Below are 17,084 nucleotides of genomic sequence, written 5' to 3' on the forward strand. Positions count from 1 at the left end.
TAGGGCCGACGATTCAGGATGACAAGGAAGCGCCTCGGCGCCGTCACGGGATGTCATAAAAGGACGCATTGGCGGCCCATCGTGACGAAGGCCTCACTGCTGAAAGGTAGAACGTGGCTGACCGCCTCGGGGAGGCAGAGATGACGAAACGGTGAACGGCAAGGGAAGTCGGGGCAGAATCCAGCGGCATTTTCCTCCGACGTAACCCGATGTCCATGTCCGGGGCGTACCTGTGAATGATCGACAGGTCCGCCTGCCCGGAGCACCCGGCGGGCGGATGAGCTCCACGACGGGACCGGTGAATGCACGAGCAGACGACGAGGATCGCCGCGATCGTTCCCTGCCACAACGAAGAGATCACCGTCGCCAAGGTCGTCGGCGACCTCAAGGCCGCCGTTCCGGGCATCACGGTCTACGTCTACGACAACTGCTCGAGCGACAGGACCGCGCAGCGCGCCGCCGAAGCCGGCGCCATCGTCCGCAAGGAGAACGTCCCCGGCAAGGGCAACGTCGTCCGCCGCGCCTTCGCCGACATCGATGCCGACATCTACGTGATGATCGACGGCGACGACACCTACGAGGCGGCCCACCTGCCCGACATGATCGACACCCTGATCTCCGGACCGTACGACCACGTGCTCGGAGTTCGCCAAGACAATCAGGAGACCACGTCCTACCGACCCGGGCATGAGGCCGGGAACAAGATGTTCAACCGGCTGACCGGGTGGCTCTTCGGTTCGCAGGTCTCCGACATGCTCTCGGGCTACCGCGTGTTCTCCCGCCGCTTCGTCAAATCATTCCCCGCCATCAGCCGTAGGTTTGAGATCGAAACCGAGCTGACCGTGCACACGATGTCCCTGCGCCTTCCCACCACCGAGGTGGCCGTGGACTTCCGTGACCGACCCGACGGAAGCGAGTCGAAGCTTTCGACCTTCAAGGACGGGTTCCGCATCCTCGGGCTCATCTCCGCGCTCGTCCGACACGAACGGCCCCGCCTGTTCTATGGCACGCTGACTCTGTTGCTTGCCACACTGTCGCTGATCTTCGGACTGCCTGTGGTGTGGGAGTTCTGGCAGACCGGGCTCGTACCGAGGTTCCCGACCGCGATCCTCGCCACTGCACTCATGGGACTGGCGTTCCTGCTCGGCAGCGTCGGCCTGACTTTGGACGGTCTGCGCCGAGCCCGTCGTGAGACCTCCCGCCTGGTCTATCTCAGCTTGCCCGCGGTGACCGGTCGACCCGTCACGCAGCGTCAGACGCCGCAGCAGACTGCTCCCGCGGACCGAGAGTTTTCAGCCCCGGAGGCAGAGATCTTTGCCGACGCAGCACGGATGAAGCCGAGCCGGCAGGTGCGGGCACGCTTCGCTTCATGAGTCGTTCTGCTATTCGCAGGTGGCTGACGTCCCCGTTGGCATGGGACCTGCTGCTTGCTCTCTTCACCGTCGCATGGTCGTTTATCTTCCTGCGCCTGTTCTGGCCCGGTCGGGTCAACGTCGATATCGCCAATCAGTACCTGCAGGCAACCGGAAAGATCCCGTACTCCGATTGGCATGCGCCGGTGATGAGCGCGGTGTGGCGAATCCTCATCGACATCACCGGAGACCCGGGCAGTCTGCTCATGGTGCAGGTCGGCCTGCTGGCCGCGGCCGCGTGGGGGATCGGGGTGCTCGTCCACCGATCTGGGGCGCCGAGGTGGGTGTCGCTCTTGGGTCCGACCATCATGGTCACTCCCTGGGTCGTCTCCCAGATGACGACGCTGTGGAAGGATTCGCAGATGGCCGTGGCCATCCTGCTCGCCGTCGTCCTCATCATGATCACCCGCTTGGTTCCGAAGACGTGGCTGCTGTGGCTTCCGACGCTGGCCCTCCTCGTCTACGCGGTGGGGGTGCGCAAGAATGCGGTGTTCGCGGTCGTCCCGATCGCCGTGTATGGCGGGTGGTGCCTGGTGCATCTGTGGCGCCATCGGCGAGGACGATCTGGAGACTCTGCCACGCCTGCAGGCTCCGCGTCATCGGAGACTTCAGAGCCGACAACAGACTCCGCGATAAAAGGACGCCCTTTTCTGCTGACGGCGGTTTCGTCGCTGATCGTGCTCGGACTCATCGGCGGAGGCGTCAAAGTCACCGACGCGGTCATCGACTCGCAGATGGGAGTGACGAAGACCGGCCAGATCTCACAGATCTTACTCGACGACGTGATGTTCTCCGTGCCGGAATCTCGACTGCAGTCGTCTGACGCACCCAGAGCGCTCAAGGACCACATCAGTTCTGCGCGCGACAAATGCCTGAAGAGAGGCGAGATCTGGGACGCCTACTGGAACTGCTACGGCAGAGGCACGACTGGGAAGGCATTCAGTCCCATTGCCTACCAGGATGAGCTGAAGTCGCTGTGGCTGAACGAAGTCGTCACTCATCCGGTCAGCTACATCGAATATCGGATATCGGTCTACTCCTCCTACTTCTTCACCTCGAAGCTCGAATACTGGGAGGCCGACTGGGATGGTGATGCGCAGAAGGCACGCTTGCCCGCAGGGAGCGCAAAGGCTGACTACATCGTCCGGCCGTATGTCGAGGACTTCGCGCTGGGAACTTTCCCGATGCTCTTCAAGCCCTGGTTCTGGGCCCTCGTCGCCGTTCTGCTGCTCGGTCTCGGGTACCGATCGCACAGCCGCACCCGTCGCGAACTGAACGCGTCTGCCCACCGGCCGCGGTCGTTCTGGCCCGAGATTACCGCTCTGGCCGCCTCGGCGCTGTGCTATATCTTCGGGTATTTCCCGATCGTACCGGCGAACCATTTCCGGTATACGTTCTGGCCGGCTCTGGCACTGACTGCGGCCGTCGTACTTGCGATTGCAATGTGGCGGCGACGCCCAGACACGACCAAGAACGGATCCGCACACGGCCGTTCCGACCCGGACCGGGACGCGGCCACTCCGCCGGGCTCGGCATCCAGCAAGTCCGAATCCTAGGGCCATAGACTGGTAGCAGTTATGAAAGAGTCATTTTCGGACCGTCTCCGGCGCCTGGCGGTGGAAGCCTTCAAGTTCCTCACCGTCGGCGGGCTCGGCTATATCGTCGACGTCGGCCTGTCGAACCTATTGGCCTATGGATTCGGTCCGATCCCCGCCCTCCTCGAGGGCAGCCCGATCAAGTCGAAGATCATCTCGACGATTCTGTCGATGGTCGTCGTGTGGATCGGCAACAGACTCTGGACCTACGGCGACCGGACCACGAACTCGAACATGCGCGGCATCGTCCTGTTCATCGCGGTCAATCTCGCCGGCATGGTCATCACGGTCATCCCGCTCGGTGTGACTTGGTACCTGCTCGATATGCGCGACCAGCTCACCTACAACATCTCGACGAACATCATCGGCATCGGACTGGCGATGATCTTCCGCTTCTACGCCTACCGCACCTGGGTGTTCAAAGACGAGTCACCCCACGCCGAGGTGGTCGTTCCCATGGAGGAATCGAGCCGGGTCCCCGACGACCGGGGCTGAGCGCCACCGGCCGACAGCGCCGGCGTGCTTATCGGACTAACGAGGGTTCGAAGACTGGTTGCGAGCTATTCGGTGCATCACGGCCAGTACCGCAAGAAGCACTGGACAGAGCATCGCAAGGCCGGCAGCAGCAAAGCCGAGTCCGACAAGCCACTCGGAACCGGAGAATCCGCCGCCTTCGGTGGAGAACGTGACTGCGGCTATCGCGAGGATCGTCAGAACGCTGCCGCCGAACAGAGACAGCAGAGCGATCACAATCGGCTTGGGGACGGTCATCGGATTCAGTGTCCTTTTGGTCGCTGCTTTGTCTGTGCGGTCGTGTGGTCGATCAGCTTACAGGCCGCTGCTCATCCGACTCCCGGAAACGGCTGGGCGAACCATCGCGTTCTGAGCTCCGAAAAGCGCTGTTCACCCCAGAACCTAGGTCAGCATCGGATAGTCTCGGGCGCCAAAAGTATCCGATGCTGACCCATGTTTGGACCCGAACGTCCGTTGGTGACCTATTCTCGGGGCGCCAGGGGTTGGCCGTCAGCGGGTGCGGCGCAGCTTGCGGTAGGCGCTGACGACGGGGGCCGGAGTGACGGTGCGCAGTTCGGCCCTGATGAGCATCCGCTTCTGCTTGAGCAGTGCCGACCGACGGTTCGGCAGTTGACCGGCCCGTGCTCGGGTGGCCAACAGCCCCAGATCTCGGCGCAGCTGTCCGTCTTGCGCGTGGAAGTAGTTCTCGGTCAGCCATTCCGGGTCAGGGAATCCGATTGATCCGGCGGCGACTTCGGCCAATGTGCCGGTGGCACCGGAGTCTGCGAAGACCTCGTTGAGCAGCTCGGCGTTGAAGCCGAAGTCCGAGACGAGCAGGGTCGGAATGCCCCGATCGATGGATTCGAGGGCCGCAGTCGAGGACACAGTGACCAAGGCCGAGCCGTCGGTGAGGAAGTCGCTGAGAGGACCATACCCGAGCTCGATGCGGTTCGCTCCAGGCACTCTGCGGGTGCGGAAGTCGTCGAGGATCTCGAAGTAGGAGTGCTGTTCGTGATGGGTTTCGAACTCACCGGGACGCGACCGCATCTTGATGACCGCCGTCGAATCCGGGTGCCGGTCGGCGAACTCGGCCAGTGCCGCGATGATCGCCTCACGGTCGGCTCGCTCGGCAGGAACCTTCGCCTGCGGGGCGAAGAGCAGAGTGCGTGGGGCCGCAGGGGCACCGGTTCGTGCGGCACCCGCCGAGGACGGCGCGGCGGCGTCGGATGGTGGGGGCGCCTCGGCGAGGGATTCCGCTGGTGCCGCGAGTTGCGGAATGCTTTCCGAACGCAGCATCGGCAGGCGCGCCAACAGAACTTCGCAGGGCACCTGCGATCGTGCGCTCGCCTCGGTGTACGCGGCAACCTCGGCGGAGGAATGGGCGATGAACGCATCCATTAGCCGGCGATAGTTCATCCCCTTGCCGCTGGCAGGCAGACCCATTCCGGGCAGCCCCGAGATCAGGGCCGGACGGTCCGTGCGGGTGTGCGCGGTGAGGAAGACCTGGGCGACGATCGGGCCGGTGGCGGCGCCGAGGACGATATCGGGGGAGTGATCGGCGATGACCTGCGCGAGGTCGGCCCGCGCGATGACGGGGACCTCTCGGTGTTCCCAGTCGGTGCCGGCGACGGCGCTGGCGATCTGCTCATCTGTCGGCAGAATCGGATTGTCGACGAGGAACACGCGTCCCTCGACGTCGGGCAGGGACGACAGAAGCTGGGTCGCCCACTTGAGGTACGACTCGCTGTCGGAAATCGAGAGGATGCGGATGGGGTCGAGCCCGGTCGACCGCCGCGGCGGGAGCACCGGACCGTCCGGGAAGTTCGACTGCGACGACTGACCGTCCGCGCGAGTGCGCTCGGTCAGATGTGAGGGCCGAGGCGGTGCGTCGGAGAGGGGCGTCGGCATGATCGGCCCGCTGTAGTGGGGATCGCCTGGTTCAGGAATCGTCATCTGCCTTGACTGACTGGGCGTTGAGGGACTTTCGCAGACTATCGGGTGAGGCGCCGGTCCACCACTTCGCGGGGATCTCGGTGACATCGATGGTCACATCCGGATTGAGTACGGCCAGGGACACCGCCGCCGTCGACGGCAGGCTGCGGATCGTCGAATCCGGCGGCAGGTTGATCAGACGCAGCTCGATGGGCAGGCCGAGATGTTTGATCCTGACGCGCTCGTCCTGGGCGAGATCGGCGAGGAACTCCTCCGTCTCACGCCGATGCGGGTAATAGGTGATCGATCCGTGAGTGTCGATGATGTCATCGACCCACGCCCGGTAGGCGAAGGCGTCGATGAGCCCGTCGGCGGCCAGGGACGAACCGATGACCGGGTTGTCCCGCGGGTGGCTGCCGCCGGTGGGCAGAGTCTGCAGGTGTTCGAACCGGTGGCGGGTGATTTCGCCACCGGACTTGAGGAACGCCTTGCGCAGCGGCTTCGCCACCGGCAGCGCCGTGTGCCAGCGCAGCTTGCCCACAGTGGCGAGGTGGCGAAGCCGGTCGGCGACGTGAGCGGCCATGACCGTGCGCGAAGCTTTGAGCTTCTGCCGGGGACGGACGAGGGGACCGCGCTTGGCGGTGAGGATCTCGATCGCAGAGTACGTGGCCAGACCGTCATCGAGAATGACGACCTCCGGCAGACGACGTTCCAGGTATGCCAGCGCCAAGGCTCTGTGCACCTGACCGGAGCAGGCATCGCCGAGGTAGATCCGGTCGAAGTTCGTCTTCCGCAACACTCCCGGTTTCGCCCCATCTCGCTCGAGGCGGACATTCTTCGGCAACCAGGCCGGATCGAAGGCATCGAGGAAGGACGTCATGCCTTTCGCGCTTGCCCGGGCCCGAATGAGCAGATCCTCCGTCGGCTCATGTGATTCGAGCGCCGAAAGGAACTGCAGTGGGGATTCGACGAAAGCGACGGCGCTCCGGCGCTTCTTCTTCGGTGTCACCGCTGTTGGATCCGTTTCATGATGCGTTGTTGTTTTCTTGCCACCGCTTTGATCACGAGCGTTCCCGATCGTTTGATCATCCGCTTCGGAGCAAACGCCTTCGACGTGCTGCCCGGCAGAGCGAGCGCGGTGAGGCGTCGGCGTTTGAAATAGCGACTGAATCGGTCAGCTGACTCGCCGCGGCCTGTGCTGACCTCGAAGACCTCTGTGAGGAAGTCTGTTGCCGCGTCACGCAGATCGTGCGACAGCGTCGGTGCCATGCAGTAAGAGACGGCTGCGAGCAGACGCCCCAGCTGCGGATGCGCGTCGGTCTTGTCCGGGGCGCTGCCGTCGCAGATCTCGGAGATGATCGTCAATGGGATGCGATTGCTGTTCTGATAAGGAGCGATGGCTTCGAGCAGCAGATCCGTACCCACAGCCAGGGCAGGTACCTGATAGATCTGGCGAGCAGTCATCAGTGCGGTGGAGAACCCGCCGACGATGAGGTCGGGAGCCAGACGATCGATGATGACCTCGGCCATGACGGGCAGGTCGAAAAGCTGCAGAGTGATCCGGAGTCTCTGTGCCGCCTCGAACAGTGGTCCTGTCTGCGAGGGAGGAGCGGCCGGGTGCGGTTTGAACACGACGACTTCCATTCCGCGCGCAGCGGCGGCCTCGATCATGTCGATGTGCAGCTGCGTCTCTTCCTCAGAAGTGATGAGTCCGAGCGCCGACAGATACTGGCCGACGACCAGTGCCCACGGACGATTGCTCGACGGCGCGGCGCTGAGAACCCCTCCCAGCTCGTCCTCCAGCGCTTCGGCCGAATGCTCGCCGAGCTCGCGCACCACACCGGTGAACGACTCGACACCCAGTGGGCGGTGGACGATTCCGAACTCGCGGAGCAGCTTCGGCGAGATTCCCGGCACCAGTGGCAAGTAATGCAGCACGGACATCCGCTGACCGTTCGTCAGCGGAATCTGATTGCGGGTCGGGCCGAAGCTCATCAGTCCGTCGGCATGTACCCTGATCGTCGCGCGGGAGAACACTCGGCTAAGCGCAATGGCCGGGTTGACCTGGGGTGATTCGATTACGAGTTCGATCTCGTCGGTATCGTCCAACCCCCACCGGCCACGCAGATACGATTCCACGACCGGCAGATCCGTATGATCGGGCCGCCATGACGAAGGATGGACGTGCAGAGGCGCGAGCGCCTCATTGAGGTTGACGACCCGATCGAACCGGGCGATCAACGAGGCGGCTCCCGGCGAATCGACGAAGGATTCCGAGAGCTCCATGACCACGGCGTTGTTGCTGACCAGCAGGATCCGTTCGGTCGGAGCCGGGGTGTCCTCGGGCGCGAATCCATCGGTTCCCATCAGCGCCGGAGCCGCCGGCCGGTCGTAGTCACCGCCATCGATTCCTGCCGCCAAGCAGACGAGTTCGAACAGGGTCGAGGCCAGAAAGATCTGTTTCACTTCACCATCTCCAGCATTAACGAAGGTGCGTCATTGAGGTAGCTGCTGACGTTGAGCTGTCGTCCCTGTTTCTGCAGAACGAATTCCTCACGCAGATACTCTGGCGGAATCTTCGCCGAAATCGTTCGTGCACCCCTTCGCAACTGGTTTCGCAGGGACGCCGGCGACGCTGCGAAACGATTGATCTGATGGTCGAGGATTGCCAACCAGTTGCGGATCGCCTTCGGCCACAGTCGGTCGGCGTCCGGCTCGGCAGCGACGAGATCGAAGATCTGTCCGAATGCGCGGATGAAATCCAGCTGTCGAATGTCGACGATGCGCGACAGAGAGCCCGCCATCCCTCTTCGATAGAGGATCCCTGGAGCATCGACGACGGCGAAGGACTCGGCCTGCAGGTGCAGCCGCCAGATCCAGGACCGGTCTTCGGCAGTCATGAAGTTCTCCGGGAAATGGAGGATCCCCTGTTCGAGCACTCGCCGGTGGAAGATGCCGGCCCAGGCGAACGGATAGTCGACCATCGTCGATTCGTAGACGGGCAGGATCCCCACCTTGGGATCCAATGGCACGTCTCGGACCGACATCGGCGCGAGTTTGCGCACCCGCTTGGTCCCCTCGACCGTCGTATGGTCACAGCGGATGAAATCGACTCCGAGCCTATGGGCTGCGGCAAGCATCGAGGACAGATGCCCCGGGGCCAACCAGTCGTCCCCATCGAGGAAGATGATGTGCTCTCCCCGGGCAGATGCCAGGCCCTTGTTTCGGGCATTGGCAAGTCCCGTCGCCTCCGGGTTGGTGAGGACCTCGAAATGAGGGAACCAAGTGCTGAACTCATCGAGCAGCTCCGGCGTCTCATCACTTGATCCGTCATTGACGAAGATCAGCTGAGTGCGGTCCCAGACGGGGCCCTGCTGCCTCAGCGAACGGAACAGCGTGCTCAGGTAGGGGGCACCATCTTTTGCGGGAATGATGATGCTCAGGTCGAAATCGGTCACGGGCCTTCTCCGAAGATTGCGGTCATGGGTTGGTCCACCAGAAGATCAGTGGATCGGACATGGAAGAGCCACCTCGGCGCAGAAAATCCTCGCCGAGGTGGCTCAGCCGATTGCTCAGGCCGTGACCTTGCGCAGGGAATCGATCTTCGATTCCTCGCCCGGCATGACGCGCTTGACTCCGTCGCCGAATGCGGTTTCGAGGACGCGGACGCCCTTGACGAGGGAGGCGAATTCGCGCGGTTCCATCGACGCGGACTGGTCGGATCCCCACATGGAGGAGTCGAGGGTGATGTGGCGTTCGATGGTCACAGCACCCAGTGCGGCTGCGGCGAACGAGATCTCGAGGCCGAGCTCGTGGCCGGAGTAGCCGACGGGAACACCGTAGCGTTCGCGCATGGCCGGGATGGCCTTGAGGTTGACCTCTTCGGGCGGCAGCGGGTAGGTCGAGGTGGCGTGCATGAGCACGAGCTTGTCGCGGTCGAAGACCTCGACGGCACGATCCAGGGTCTCCCAATCGGACATGCCCGAGGAGCACAGGACGGGCTTGCCGGTGGCGGCGATCGCGCGCAGCAGCTCGAAGTCCGTCAGTGAGGCCGAGGCCACCTTGTAGGTGAGCGCATCGAATTCGTTCTCGAGGAAGTCGACGGAGTCGGTGTCCCATGGGGACGCGAACCACTGGAGTCCGACTTCCTTGGCGTAGCGGTCGATCTCGGAGTATTCGTCAATGCCGAACTCGACGCGGTGCTTGTAGTCGATGTAGGTCATCTCGCCCCACGGGGTCGAGCGCATCTTCGACTTCTGGTGTTCGGGAACGGCCACCTCGGGGTTGCGCTTCTGGAACTTCACTGCCTGCGCACCGGCGGTGACGGCGACATCCATGAGCTGCTTGGCGATGTCGACGTCGCCGTTGTGGTTGATGCCGATCTCACCGATCATGTACACGGGCTGGTTCGGGCCGACGAGGTGCTCTCCGATGGCCACGGGGGCGAGTTGATCAGTCATGAAACCTGCTTTCGGTTGGCACGCGAAATCTCCGCGCGGTTGGTGAACTGCGGCTGGTGCCGCGGGACGGATGGTCGCTGGTCGGGGAAGGCGGACGCGTGGCCGGACAGGGCCGCCGACTGGTGGCCGGCCGGGCGTCCTGACTGGTGCCCTGCCAAGGTCGATGGGTGTCCGGTGGGCGACCGCAGTGAGGTCAGGGTCGGATTCGGCAGGGGTTCGGCCGCCTCGGCGGGGATGGGAATGAGGTCGCAGACCTCACGCACCGCACCCCGTCCGCCTGGCCTGTCGAGGATGACGCGGGCGGCGGCGAGGACGCGCGGGTGGGCGTCGGCGACGGCGATGGGCCAGCCGACGACGTCGAAGGCCTCGAGGTCGTTGATGTCGTTGCCGACGTAGGCGACTCGGGCCGGGTCGAGGTCGTTGGCGGTGATCCATGCGTCGAGGATGCTGGCCTTGTTGTCGATGCCCTGGGCAACGTCGACGCGCAGCTTCTCCGCACGGCGGGTCACGACGGGGTTGCGTTCCTTCGACAGGATCATCACGGGCACGCCGGACTTCACGAGTCGGGAGATGCCCATGCCGTCGCCGCGGTGGACGCGGACCTGTTCGTTTCCGTCCTCGTCGACGTAGGCGCCGTCGTCGGTGTGGACGCCGTCGAAGTCGGTGACGAGGGCGTCGACGTCGATGACCTGCGCGGTCTCCTGCGTCGAGGCGATGGCGCGGACGAGGGTGAGGTCGGACATGTCGTCGATCTCGCGGGCGTGCTCGGGCGGGACCTCTTCGATGCCGATGCGGCCGAAGAAGCGGTGCTCGTGCTCGATGAGGCCGGAGGTGCGCATGACGTAGAACGCGCCGGTTTCGTTGAAGTGCTTGGCGCGGTCCTGGCGGCGCGGCCGGAAGCTGGCTTCGTGCCCGACGGCCACGGCCTGGGTGTCGTCGTCGAGGCGCCACAGGAAGGAATGGTCTTCGACGGCGGAGAAGACGACATCGGCGTTGTCGTCACGGACCGTGCGCACGGCGTTCTCGATCGAGGCGGAGTCGATGAAGGGGGAGGTGCACTGCATGAACACGGTGATGTCGAAGTCCTCATCGAGGGTCGACAGTGTGTGGATGAGAGCGGATTCGCTGGTGGCGGTGTCGCCGGCGATCTCGGCGGGGCGGTGGGCCACTTCGGCGCCGGCGCGCAGGGCTTCGGCTGCGATTCCGTCGTGGTCGGTCGAGACGATCACGCGGTCGATGCTGGGGCTGGCCTGGGCGGCATTGATGGCGCGGGCAAGCAGGGAGATTCCGGCGACCTTCTGCAGGTTCTTCAGCGGGATGCCCTTGGATCCTCCGCGCGCGGGGATGATCGCGACGGTGCGGTGGGGAGTGGGGGAGGTGGTGCTGGTTGATGCGGTGGTGCTTTCTGCCGCCTGGTTCGCGGCCACGGTGGTGCGCGCATCCGGCTTCATTTCCGACTGAAACTCGGTTGCGTTGGGCTCGTAGGTCGTCGATTGGTCATTCACAATGATTCGACGCTAACGACGGGGTGTTACCTCAAGGTGAACACGCCATGTCGCCGAGGCGACCCTTCGATGGCGAACCCGTGACGGATGTGCCGGTGGGCCGCGGGCGGGGCCGTGCGGCGACGTTCAAGCCGGCCCCTGTGCCCGCGGGCGGTGGGTGCTGAGTGGGCAGAGCCGGTGGGAGTCTCATCGACTTTTGGGTAGGCCCGTGCATCGCTTCATCGACTTTTGGACGAATAATCCGGTTCGAACATGAGTATCTGATCAAAAGTCGATGACGAATGGGACAAAAGTCGATGACGCGCGGCCCGAAGCTGTCAGCGGCGTGGTTCGGCGACGCCAGTGCGGCGCGCAAGTACACGCCAACGTCAGCCGATCAGCGCCAGGTGATGTTCCACATGCGGTTGTTCCAGGCCGAGAACGGGATGACTTCGCCGGTGTAGATGGGCCAGAAGTAGGCGAAGGCGAGGATCGCTGCGACGAGGATGAGCCCGACGCTCAGTCGCCTGGCGAACAGCGCCGCGGAGATCCGCGTGAAACGCTGCTTCGTCGACGGCCCTGGCGACGCTAGCCCACGAACCGGAACCCGCCCCCAGACGAGGGTCAGGCAGTACGTCACCGCCAGCACCACGAAGGGCACCATGACGATCGTGTAGAAGGTGAAGATCGTCCGCTCCTGGTAGGCGAACCACGGCAGCCAGGTCGCGGCGAGTCCGGCGAGGATGACGGCGGGGCGGACATCCCGGCGGATGATCCACACGATGAGGCAGACAAGCACAGCCAAAGCGGCCAATCCCCAGATCACGGGGTTGCCCACCGAAGTGATCGCCGAGGAGCACTTCGCGACCGTGCACCCCATGTCGCCCTTGTCGTAGGACTCGTAGTAGAACGACGTCGGTCGCCACTGCACAATCCAACCCCACGGGTTCGACATGTACGGATGCTCCGAGTCCAGCCCGACATGGAACGAGTACGCCGTGTAGTGGTAGTGCGCCAGCGACGGCAGCCAGTCAAGCCACTCCGGCAGCACCCGCCACCAGCCGAAATTCTCCGCAGCCCACTGCCGGTCCCATGCATCATCCGACCGGATCCACCCCGTCCAGCACGCCACATAGGTCACGAGCGCGATCGGCACGAGCTTGAAGAACGACGGGATGCTGTCACGGATGAACATGCCCAGCCACGGATGCACGACCCCGGCCCGATGCCGCGAATGCACATCCCACAGGACGAGCAGAGTCCCGAACACCGCCAGCGCATACAGCCCCGACCACTTCACTCCCGTAGCCAGGCCCAGGCTGATCCCCGCGGCAAAGATCCAGGGACGCACGCCGAGGCGGGGCCCGAAGTTCATCACGTCCCTGGACTTGATCTGACGCCGACGTCGGGCTCCCGCGGTGGGAGGGGCCGCCTCGGTGACGGGGACGGCGGAGGAGACCGACTCGCTGAGCTTGGTCGGGAAGGTCCGGGGGACCTCGCCGGGGCCGGACGGGGTCGACGGGACCTCGTCGGGGTCGGACGAAGAGGAGGCGGTCGCCTCGGTGGGGGTCGACGTGGACGTCGATGTCGTCTTGGAGGGGTTCGATTCGGGGGTGGGCGCCACCTCGGCGAAGGTGGGCGTGGACGGGGATTTCGTCGTCGATTGGGTCCAGGTGGCCAAGCGTTTCGTCACCTGCTCGCGGTCGAGGAGGATGAAGAAGAAGGCGAGGAGGACGAAGGCCATGAGCACGATGTCGAGCAGGCTCGTGCGGGAGTGGACGAAGTGCTCGCCGTCGATGGCGAGGAGGCCGGCGGCGACGCAGGCGAAGAACGCCGAGCGGAAGAGCTTCCACGCGATGACGCCGAGGAGGAAGATCGTCAGGGTGCCGATGATCGCCACGGTGAAGCGCCAGCCGAACGAATCGTCGGCGCCGAAGAGGTCGATGCCCCAACCGATGAGCCATTTGCCCAGGGGCGGGTGGACGACGTATTCGGGGGTGGACTCGATGACGCTGGGGTCGCCGGCGTTGAAGGAGTCGTCGGCCTCATCGGGCCAGGAGCGTTCGTAGCCGAAGTTGAAGACCGAGTAGCCGTCCTTGACGTAGTAGGTCTCATCGAAGATCAGGCGATGCGGGAAGTCGAGGCGGAAGAGGCGCAGGGCCGCGCCGATTCCGGTGATGACGAGCAGAGCGGGCCACATCCAGACGGGGGCGCGAGTGGCCCACATCCCGGCGTGGAAGGTTTCGCGGCGCATCGCAGCGGCGCCGGCACGCACTTTTTCGCGTTTCCTCGCCAGGCGCTCGCGGGCGATGCGCCTGGTGGGGGCCGGGGAGTCTGCGGTGTGTGTCATCGGAGTCCAGTTTAGAGATCTCGGCGGGCGGGGCTCTCATGCGACCCGCAGGGAAGGGAACGGTTGTTGAGGGGCGGGCTGGTCGTCGAGGTGGGGAGCGTGGGTGTGCTGGGTGTCTGGTGGGGTGGCGACTGCGAGGCAGACTGGCGACCGCCGAAGGGCCGGCTTGGCATGAGGTTCGGCACCCTGAGCAGGATTCTTGGGCATTCGCCTACTCGCATCACTAGAGTAGTGGGAGACATCCGGAGTCCGAGCGAAAATGGTGCACAACGTGTCGAACAACCCCAACTACCGCCCGAGCGATCCTCCCCAGGTCGGCTCGCAGCAGTTCAACAACAGCTATGGATCCCAGCCGCAGTACGGGCAGGGACAGTCGGGCCAGTACGGCTCGGGCGCCGGACAGTATGGGTCTGGTGCCGGGCAGTATTCGCAGGGACAGCCGTATGGGCAGCAGGGTTCGTACGGACAGTCGGGCGCCTACGGGCAGCAGAACTCGTTTAGCCAGCCGGGTGCTTACAGCCAGCCGAATGCCTACGGTCAGCAGAACTCATACAGCCAGTCGGGCGCGTACAGCCAGCCGATGACCTACGGCGCGCAGCCGGTCTTCGTCCGGCCCGCACCCAACAAGATGGCCGTGTGGTCGATGTGGATGGGCATCGTCGGAATCGGCGGAGGCTTCGTCTGCGGCCTGCTGTCGATGATCCCGGTCATCGGCATCATCTTCAGCATCATCGCGATGTTCCTGTGGATCGCACCGGTGCTCGCCGTCATCTTCGGCCACATCGGCCTCGGCCAGATCAAGCGCACAGGCGAAGAAGGCCGCGGACAGGCGATCGCCGGCCTGATCATCGGCTACGTGACCATTGCCCTGGGCCTGATCATGGCGATCGTCATGATCGGCATCCTGGGCATCGGCTTCCTGGGCATGATGAGCAGCTACTGAGCTGCTTTGCGTGACCTCGGTCTACTGCCGAGGTCACGCGGATACGGGACGGTCGGACCGCCTCGGCGAGGGTGTTCTGCAACGCGTGGTGCAGGACTGCAACACGATTCGGCCACCGCGCTCGCCGCACGTGGGTAGCGTTGATCTCAGACATCGGGACAGCCGTTGCAGACGGCCCCGGAACAGACATGACGATCAGCGACAGCCAGCGGAACGGAACGGACATGAACACTCGCGTACTGCCTCTCGGGAACAACTACACCGGATCGAACGGTTCGGTCCACGCCCCCGTCGCGGTCCACTCGTCCGCACCGGCCTATTCGCCGGCACCAGTTCGCACGCCAGCCCTGGTCCAGGCACCCGTGACCTATGGAAACAGGGCACCGGTCGTCGTCTACCAGCAGGTGACACCGACGAACTCCTCATCGATTGTCGCGCTGGTGCTCGGCCTCATTTCCTTCATCTCGTCGTTCTTCTTCCTCGGTATCGTCGGCATCATCTTCGGCCACGTCGCCCGCTCGCAGATCAAATCTCGCGGCGAACGAGGTAACGGAATGGCCGTCGCCGGACTGTGGCTGAGCTACCTGAGCGTGCTCTTCTGGGTCGGGTTCTGGCTGGTCTACTTCGGGTTCATCGCCCTCATGATCGGCGCATCGATCGCCGCCGGAGGAGGAACCGTCAGCTGATACGGCGGATCCAACTGTGACTGACCTGTAACCGCCCCACCTTTTGCCACCACCGACGACTCTGTACCGTTGAAGGCAACCACAAGGAGACTTCGCCATGAGCAGCCAGAACAACTGGAACAACCCGGACATGTACTACCAGCAGCCCCAGTCGAACGCGGGCGGCTCATACGGTGCCCAGTCGTACAGCCAGAACGCGTATGCGGCCAATGCGCAGTACGCCGGCGGACCCGCCTACGTGTATCAGCCGCTTCCGCCGACGAACGTGCTGGCCATCGTCGGCATGTGTGCCTCGATCTTCGGCTTCATCTCGTCGATCTTCATCGGCGGCATCGCCGGCATCGTCATGGGCCACATCGCCCGCAAGCAGATCCGTGAACGCGGAGAGCGCGGCGACGGCATGGCGGTCGCGGCCCTGTGGGTCGGCTACATCGGTACCGCGCTCTGGATCCTCTTCTGGGTCCTCTACGTCGGCGTCTTCGTCCTCATCTTCGGCGTGGCAATGGTCGGCGCAGGTTCGGCCAGTTGAGCTCAGACTCCTTCGCGTCCTCCGACCAGCTCGCCGACACTGATCCCGAAATCGGGGACGACACCCTCGCCGAGGCGACCCAGCCCGATCCCGTCGACCAGACCGATCACGCGGGGCCGAGTTCCGGTCCGGACCTCACCGGCGGACGACTCATCTTGGTCGGCACTCCGATCGGCAACCTCGGCGATGCGAGCCCGCGGATGCGCGAAGCCATCGAAACCGCCGATGTCATCGCTGCCGAGGACACGCGGCGGTTCCTGTCGCTGGCGCAGCGGCTGGACCTCACACATACGAAGCGGGTCATCAGCGTCTTCGACCATAACGAGGGGCACCGCGCGCCAGAACTCGTCGACATCATCGCCGCTGGTGAGACTGTTGTCCTGCTCTCCGACGCGGGGATGCCCGCCGTCTCCGACCCCGGCTACCGCGTGGTCAAGGCCTGCGCCGAGGCGGGACTTCCGATCACGTCGACGCCGGGCCCGTCCGCGGTGCTCATGGCCCTCGCAGTCTCGGGACTGCCCAGCGACCGGTTCAGCTTCGAAGGGTTCCTGCCGCGCAAGTCCGGGCAGCGCAAGACCCTGCTGACCGAACTCAAGGCCGAGAAGCGGACGATGGTGTTCTTCGAAAGCCCGCACCGCATCGCCGACGCGATGGACGACTTCGCCGAGATCATCGGCATCGACCGTCCCATGGCCATCAGCCGCGAACTGACGAAAACCTACGAGGAGACTCTGCGCGGGACCGTGGGCTCACTGCGTGATCAGGCCGCCGAGGGGCTGCGTGGGGAACTCACCCTCGTGCTCGCCGGCGCCACCGAGGTCGAAACCGCTCCGGAGGACCACCTCGGCGAGGTCAGCGCGCTTGTCGACTCCGGTGTGCGCGCCAAGGATGCGGCCGGGCAGGTGGCGAAGAAGTTCGGCCTGTCGAAGCGCGACGTCTATGAGGCCTGGCTCCACCGAGAGTGACGCTCCGGATAGCCGTTTCGGCGAGGCGGGATCGGACCACACTTGAACGTGGAAGTGTGTGGATGACGCAATGGACTGTTTGAGGTGAACAGCCCGGTTTCCGAACAGGGCTGCTCACCTCAAACAGTGCCGAACGTGAAACGACGCCACAGCGCCGCTATGACTTGCTCTGCTGAGCCTGTGGAATCTGATTCGACTCGGACGTGATTCGCTGG

At 64.3% G+C, this 17,084-nt stretch carries 15 protein-coding genes; 7 read left to right on the forward strand and 8 right to left on the reverse strand.

Features of this window, described 5'->3' with window-relative positions; genetic code table 11:
* Nucleotides 1-302 precede the first annotated feature (302 nt).
* Genes BEP01S_RS11230 through BEP01S_RS11240 form a run of 3 tightly spaced genes read left to right on the forward strand, consistent with a single transcriptional unit; the run spans nt 303 to nt 3,502 of the window.
* Nucleotides 303-1,373: a glycosyltransferase gene (locus BEP01S_RS11230; RefSeq protein WP_083532674.1), complete on the forward strand. Its 1,071-nt coding sequence runs from the start codon at nt 303-305 to the stop codon at nt 1,371-1,373.
* A complete protein-coding gene (locus tag BEP01S_RS11235) occupies nt 1,370-2,968 on the forward strand; it encodes a hypothetical protein (RefSeq protein WP_157070559.1) in 1,599 nt (532 codons plus the stop codon). Before BEP01S_RS11230 ends, BEP01S_RS11235 begins: the two co-directional genes overlap by 4 nt.
* 21 nt (nt 2,969-2,989) lie before the next feature.
* Entirely contained in the window at nt 2,990-3,502 is a 513-nt protein-coding gene (locus BEP01S_RS11240) for a GtrA family protein (RefSeq protein WP_062243289.1), read from the forward strand.
* Between the two features lie 36 nt (nt 3,503-3,538).
* Here the strand turns inward: BEP01S_RS11240 and BEP01S_RS11245 are convergent, their stop codons facing one another.
* From BEP01S_RS11245 to BEP01S_RS17130, 8 genes are all read right to left on the reverse strand, one after another.
* The gene (locus BEP01S_RS11245; protein ID WP_062243290.1) at nt 3,539-3,778 is read right to left on the reverse strand and encodes a hypothetical protein; all 240 of its coding nucleotides are present in this window, start codon (nt 3,776-3,778) and stop codon (nt 3,539-3,541) included.
* A gap of 252 nt (nt 3,779-4,030) precedes the next feature.
* Nucleotides 4,031-5,473, reverse strand: coding sequence for a DUF6716 putative glycosyltransferase (locus BEP01S_RS11250; protein ID WP_244882201.1), 1,443 nt, complete (start codon nt 5,471-5,473; stop codon nt 4,031-4,033).
* Nucleotides 5,460-6,461, reverse strand: a complete 1,002-nt coding sequence (locus tag BEP01S_RS11255) for a polysialyltransferase family glycosyltransferase (RefSeq protein WP_062243292.1) — start codon at nt 6,459-6,461, stop codon at nt 5,460-5,462. Before BEP01S_RS11255 ends, BEP01S_RS11250 begins: the two co-directional genes overlap by 14 nt.
* Entirely contained in the window at nt 6,458-7,918 is a 1,461-nt protein-coding gene (locus BEP01S_RS11260; protein ID WP_062243294.1) for a polysialyltransferase family glycosyltransferase, read from the reverse strand. The genes BEP01S_RS11255 and BEP01S_RS11260 overlap by 4 nt, the downstream gene beginning before the upstream one ends.
* Nucleotides 7,915-8,910, reverse strand: a complete 996-nt coding sequence (locus BEP01S_RS11265; protein WP_062243296.1) for a glycosyltransferase family 2 protein — start codon at nt 8,908-8,910, stop codon at nt 7,915-7,917. Before BEP01S_RS11265 ends, BEP01S_RS11260 begins: the two co-directional genes overlap by 4 nt.
* A 114-nt stretch (nt 8,911-9,024) precedes the next feature.
* Complete coding sequence (locus BEP01S_RS11270; protein ID WP_062243298.1) at nt 9,025-9,912, reverse strand: N-acetylneuraminate synthase family protein; 888 nt, start codon at nt 9,910-9,912, stop codon at nt 9,025-9,027.
* A complete protein-coding gene (locus BEP01S_RS11275) occupies nt 9,909-11,363 on the reverse strand; it encodes an acylneuraminate cytidylyltransferase (RefSeq protein ID WP_083532726.1) in 1,455 nt (484 codons plus the stop codon). Before BEP01S_RS11275 ends, BEP01S_RS11270 begins: the two co-directional genes overlap by 4 nt.
* Nucleotides 11,364-11,793: 430 nt before the next feature.
* Nucleotides 11,794-13,746, reverse strand: a complete 1,953-nt coding sequence (locus tag BEP01S_RS17130; protein WP_244882202.1) for a dolichyl-phosphate-mannose--protein mannosyltransferase — start codon at nt 13,744-13,746, stop codon at nt 11,794-11,796.
* Nucleotides 13,747-14,017: 271 nt separating this feature from the next.
* Here BEP01S_RS17130 and BEP01S_RS17230 point away from each other — a divergent pair, with 271 nt between their 5' ends.
* The 4 genes from BEP01S_RS17230 (at nt 14,018) to rsmI (ending at nt 16,869) form a co-directional block, all read left to right on the forward strand.
* On the forward strand, nt 14,018-14,689 hold the full coding sequence (locus tag BEP01S_RS17230; protein WP_280512735.1) for a DUF4190 domain-containing protein: 672 nt from the start codon (nt 14,018-14,020) through the stop codon (nt 14,687-14,689).
* A 224-nt stretch (nt 14,690-14,913) separates the two neighbouring features.
* Nucleotides 14,914-15,375, forward strand: coding sequence for a DUF4190 domain-containing protein (locus BEP01S_RS11295; protein ID WP_083532728.1), 462 nt, complete (start codon nt 14,914-14,916; stop codon nt 15,373-15,375).
* Between the two features lie 97 nt (nt 15,376-15,472).
* A complete protein-coding gene (locus BEP01S_RS11300) occupies nt 15,473-15,904 on the forward strand; it encodes a DUF4190 domain-containing protein (protein ID WP_039210001.1) in 432 nt (143 codons plus the stop codon).
* On the forward strand, nt 15,901-16,869 hold the full coding sequence (gene rsmI, locus BEP01S_RS11305; protein WP_306306263.1) for a 16S rRNA (cytidine(1402)-2'-O)-methyltransferase: 969 nt from the start codon (nt 15,901-15,903) through the stop codon (nt 16,867-16,869). The genes BEP01S_RS11300 and rsmI overlap by 4 nt, the downstream gene beginning before the upstream one ends.
* Nucleotides 16,870-17,084: the final 215 nt, after the last annotated feature.

Source organism: Brevibacterium epidermidis NBRC 14811, assembly GCF_001570805.1.
Lineage (GTDB): Bacteria > Actinomycetota > Actinomycetes > Actinomycetales > Brevibacteriaceae > Brevibacterium > Brevibacterium epidermidis.